The organism is Jeotgalicoccus marinus DSM 19772 (assembly GCF_000425825.1).
Lineage (GTDB): Bacteria > Bacillota > Bacilli > Staphylococcales > Salinicoccaceae > Jeotgalicoccus > Jeotgalicoccus marinus.
The window spans coordinates 1-4,969 of record NZ_AUEE01000024.1 but is presented as its reverse complement, the minus strand read 5'-3'; the positions used below and the strand labels follow the sequence as shown (position 1 = coordinate 4,969).

The window sequence follows — 4,969 nt, the reverse complement described above, 5'->3', positions numbered from 1 at the left end:
TGCGGTAAGGTGATTCGGGATGTACGCGTGCCATTTTTGACAATACTATAATCGGCATTGATACATCCACACGCTGGACAATGTGTCGGATTATATGTGAGTTTGGCAGTGATAAATAGGGACTTAATACCCTTATAGAAAACTTCTTCAACAGTGGACTTTGTATAATCGAGATTAGGCTCTTTAATTTGAAGTAAAGATGATATAAAATGAGTCATAGGCGTAAATGTTCCTTTCTATTGAGTTGTGGTGACTTTAGTATAAGAACATTTGCGCTATTTTTGTATCATTTTATAGAAAAATACGGTTGATGATTTTTAGTCATCAACCGTATTTATTATAGAGCCGTTATATGACACCGAAGGAGTATAAGGGAGACCTCTTTATCTTAGGATTTTGTATGGTAACTTGATTCTACAAGAAAAGGACTCCCTATTTCTATTTATTCATTTACACAAACTATTTTATACTCTCTTGACGGTCCCTATAATATCCAAGAATGTCTATAAAATCTATATTTCTTTTAGACTTATATTTATTCTAAATAATCTCGAAAGTATTATAATATCTGATTGTCTTACAATAAAAATTCGCAATGGTTACGCATTTTTCCAACCTTTGAGTTATTTTAATGATTCTGGAAAATCTTGATAGCCTTCTCTAATATTTACGACATTTTCAAATCCTTTGTTTTCTAAGATACCCACGGCGATTGAACTTCTAACACCTGACTGACAATGTACGTATATTTTATCATCTTTATTAAATGGAATATTTTCATTTAATAATTTACCATGCGGAATATTGACTGCTTGATCTAAGTGCCCATTATTCCACTCTTCTTCATTACGTACGTCAAGTATATATTCTTCTTTACCAGTCATATCAACGCTATGGATGGATTGGGTTAAAATTTCTGATTTTGGTAAACGATAACCTGCTACATTATCAAAGCCAATTAATTGTAAAGTATGTGTTGCTTGCTCAACGGTAGATTTATCACCAATTAAATCTATACTATTTTCATAGTCTAAATACCAACCGATTTGGTTAATGAAGTTTTGATTGTAAGGGATATTGATTGTACCTTCAGTATGACCACCATGAAAGGCTTCTTTACTACGAAGATCAAAGGCTATTCTTGCATTATCTAGACTAGGAGAAACGTCATATGGTTGATACATGTTCATACCAAACTGATTAATTTTTTTCATTTGTGCAAAGTGATGGGGTGGCGCTGGTTGATTTGATGTTAATATTTCAACAAATTTAGATTCATCTGTTACATTAAATGCCCAGTTATTAATTTTTTCGTAACCTAGCGTAGACATTGGTATGGCACCTAATGCTTTACCACAAGGACTTCCAGCACCGTGTCCAGGCCATATTTGAATATAATCTGGTAAATCTTTAACACTTTCTATAGATTGGTACATCTGTTTTGCACCCATCTCTGTAGTACCTTCCATTTGTACTGATTTTTCTAGTAAATCAGGTCTACCGATATCACCAACAAAAATAAAGTCACCACTAAATAAACCCATTGGAACAGTTGAGCCGCCACCTTCATCCGTAAGTAAGAAACTAATACTCTCCGGGGTATGACCAGGTGTATGCAAGACTTCTAATTTAATATTACCTACTTGAATAATATCTTGATTTTTAACAAAATTTGTTTGTTCCGGCATATTTTTATAACTTAATTGATCATCACCTTCGCCAGATACATATATATTGGCGTTTAAACGTTCTGACACGTCCCGAATTCCAGAAGCAAAATCAGCGTGAATATGTGTTTCTGCAGCTTGTGTAATTTTAAAACCTTCGCTATCTGCAACTTCCATATATTTTGTTAAGTCACGTACAGGATCAATTATTATTGCCTCTCCTGTTCGTTGACAGCCAACTAAATAAGATGCTTGAGATAAATTGTTATCGTAAAATTGTTTGAAAAACATATAAAGAACTCCTTATTTTGATAGATTTAATTAAATAAATAAATTATGACTCGCGTTTTCAGTATCACCTATATAAGTGCCTACACCGCCGTACTCAACTTCGTCTCTGAGCTCTTCTTTCTGAATGCCCATAACATCCATGCTCATCGTGCATGCGATTAATTTGATATCTTGTTCGATAGCTTGATTGATAAGCGATGGTAATGAATTAACATTTTTCTTTTTCATTACGTAGCGCATCATGATATTACCTAAGCCAAACATATTCATTTTAGAAAGTGGCATGCGTACAGATGTTTTGGGCAACATCAAATCAAACATTTTTGCAATGCCTTTCTTTTTAACGTTAACTGTTTGCTCTTTTTTCAAAGCGTTAAGTCCCCAAAAAGTAAAGAAGATAGTTACATCTCTTCCTGCAGCTCTAGCGCCATTAGCAATAATCATTGCTGCCACTGCTTTATCTAACTCTCCACTAAATAGTACAATTGTCGTACCTTTAGCAGTATGATTCACTTGTAAGTCTTTTGGTTTTTCTTTTTGAATGATAGCATTAATTACATTATTACTTTCATCCAATTCAACTAACGTATGTCCTGTTTGTTTCACCCAGCTTTTAATGTCGCTAAGGAAACCAGTGTCAGTCACTGTAACTTCAATTTGCTCGCCTACTTCAATATTTTTAATTTCTTTACTTATATTTACAATCGGTCCTGGACATTGAAGACCACTATAGTTAAGTTGTTTACGCTCTGCTTTGATTTCTACATTTGTATTTTCTTCTAATGTATTATTATCTTCGTTTTTTGCTTCATATGCTTTATAGCCACCGTCTAAATTAACAATATCGTAGCCTTGTTCAGCTAAATAATCGCTCGCTTTAGTACTTCTGGTACCACTTTTACAGTGTATATAATAAGTTTTGTTTTTATCTTTATTGAACGATTCAATCTTATCTACAGGATGTAATGTCGCACCATTTATGTGTGCTTGCTCATATTCTTCTTCTGTTCTTACGTCAATCAGTTGACTTTGTGCACCTAATTTTTCTAATTCTTGCTTACTGAACTTGTTGATATGCTTTTCGTTATATTGTTTCATAATATCCTCCTAATAAATACCTATAGGGGTATGATAAATAAAAAATTAAACTTTGTCAAATACCCCTATAGGTATTTGACAAAGTTATTTCAATCATTTACTATGATTTTATTCAATTAACAGTGGAGGAGTTAACTATGAATTATGATAAAACAATGATTAATCGTATTAATAGAGTACAAGGACAATTAAATGGTGTTGTAAAAATGATGGAAGAAGGAAAAGATTGTAAAGATGTAATCACTCAAATCAGTGCATCCAAAAGTTCCCTACAGCGTTTAATGAGCATTATTATTACTGAAAATTTGATAGAATGTGTAAAAGCAGCCGAGCATAATGGAGAAAACTCTCAAGAACTAATTAATGAAGCTGTTAATTTATTAGTGAAAAGTAAATAATGGATATCGTTACAATTGTTATCATGTTATTCATTGGAGTATTCGGAGGATTTATATCTGGTTTAGTAGGTATTGGTGGTGCTATTATTATTTATCCAGCTATTTTGTTATTGCCACCACTATTTGGGGTTCCTGGATATAGTGCATATATTGCATCGGGACTTACTTCTAGCCAAGTCTTTTTCAGTACTTTAAGTGGTTCGTTGAAAGCTCGAAAAAAAAACGCAGAATTTTCGTCGCAATTAATTATTTCCATGGGTGGAGGCATGGTTATAGGAAGCATGTTAGGAGCATTTCTAGCAAATTTATTTGATACTACTTTTGTAAATATTACTTATATTATCATTGCCTTACTTGCATTAATATTAATGTTCATTAAAGTCGAATCTCGTTCAGGCGAACCTGTCTTTAATAAACCTTTACTAGTTATTATAGGTCTTTTCGTTGGTATTATTTCGGGTATAGTAGGCGCAGGTGGTGCCTTTATCATCATTCCTATATTATTAGTTTTATTCAAATTACCCATGAATACGGTGATTACTAATAGTATAGTAATTGCTTTTATATCTTCAATTGGTGCCTTTATCATTAAACTTGTACAGGGGTTTGTTCCTTTTGAAGACGCATTATTTCTAATAATAGGGAGTACTATCTTTGCTCCCTTAGGTTTGAAATTAAGTAAAAAGATCCCCAACTTCATACAAAAATGGATTATAAGCATTTTAATCATTGTTGCAATTATTCAACTTATCTTTTAAATAATGAAATTTGTCAGACAAGTCCTGATATGTAAAATTATACACGTCAAATATTAGCTAATAGTATCACAAAACAAGCATTCAATAACTATGGATATCTTAAAGGAAGTAGTAATGAGAAACATAAAATCAATAATAAAGAATTCGATTATTCAAAAGACTTTGTGATGTCGTATCAAAAAACAAAAAGCCTATCATTATCTATTTAAATCTTAGTTATAAAGAACAAGAATAAAATCACTTTAAAAGTGTCACGTTTATTATCTTTATATGATTTTCAGGATTATTTATTATATGGTTCTGGTTACCACATGTGCGTATTGTGTCTTAACACGCACTACTTGTGATAAGCTTCAAACCGTATCACTTTGAACTACGAATTATTTGTTGAAATTCTCGGCGTATCATTTTTCGATGCGGACGTTTAACAATTTGATTGAATGTCACTTTGAGTTTTCAGAATAATCCTTCTAAATTAATGTAGTCTAACGACTTTAAATATAATTTTCAAACCTTGGTATCTTCGTATATATACTACCAGCCCGTGTTATATTCAGTCATTCATTTCGATAAATCAACAGTATTTTCTAAACTCTTATATCCATCTTGATTTAGAATAGCTTCTTCATTTTCAAATAATTTTTCTACTGTAAGATCTTTATCCCAGTAGCCTTAGTTAGAACCAAAGAAGTTCTCAGCGACTCTTCCTGCTGCCACTTCGAAAATTTTACCATTATATTGATTATCTTTGTGAGAT

At 32.3% G+C, this 4,969-nt stretch carries 4 protein-coding genes and 1 pseudogene; 2 read left to right on the top strand and 3 right to left on the bottom strand.

What is annotated here, in order from left to right:
• From H624_RS12790 to cstA, 3 genes and pseudogenes are all read right to left on the bottom strand, one after another.
• Positions 1-218, bottom strand: a pseudogene (locus H624_RS12790) (ISL3 family transposase); the annotation flags it as partial.
• A gap of 405 nt (positions 219-623) precedes the next feature.
• On the bottom strand, positions 624-1,958 hold the full coding sequence (cstB, locus tag H624_RS0109085) for a persulfide dioxygenase-sulfurtransferase CstB (RefSeq protein ID WP_026867300.1): 1,335 nt from the start codon (positions 1,956-1,958) through the stop codon (positions 624-626).
• 30 nt (positions 1,959-1,988) lie between these two features.
• Entirely contained in the window at positions 1,989-3,056 is a 1,068-nt protein-coding gene (gene cstA / locus H624_RS0109080; RefSeq protein ID WP_026867299.1) for a persulfide response sulfurtransferase CstA, read from the bottom strand.
• A 137-nt stretch (positions 3,057-3,193) separates the two neighbouring features.
• On the opposite strand from cstA, the gene cstR reads away from it, so the two are divergent.
• Entirely contained in the window at positions 3,194-3,454 is a 261-nt protein-coding gene (cstR, locus tag H624_RS0109075) for a persulfide-sensing transcriptional repressor CstR (RefSeq protein ID WP_026867298.1), read from the top strand.
• Entirely contained in the window at positions 3,454-4,212 is a 759-nt protein-coding gene (locus H624_RS0109070; RefSeq protein ID WP_026867297.1) for a sulfite exporter TauE/SafE family protein, read from the top strand. Before cstR ends, H624_RS0109070 begins: the two co-directional genes overlap by 1 nt.
• The last annotated feature ends 757 nt before the right edge of the window (positions 4,213-4,969 follow it).

What these genes read in the sequence shown, in the direction of transcription:
- cstB (WP_026867300.1), bottom strand. Translation starts at nt 1,958, where the DNA reads ATGTTTTTCAAACAATTTTACGATAACAATTTATCTCAAGCATCTTAT.
- cstA (WP_026867299.1), bottom strand. Translation starts at nt 3,056, where the DNA reads ATGAAACAATATAACGAAAAGCATATCAACAAGTTCAGTAAGCAAGAA.
- cstR (WP_026867298.1), top strand. Translation starts at nt 3,194, where the DNA reads ATGAATTATGATAAAACAATGATTAATCGTATTAATAGAGTACAAGGA.
- H624_RS0109070 (WP_026867297.1), top strand. Translation starts at nt 3,454, where the DNA reads ATGGATATCGTTACAATTGTTATCATGTTATTCATTGGAGTATTCGGA.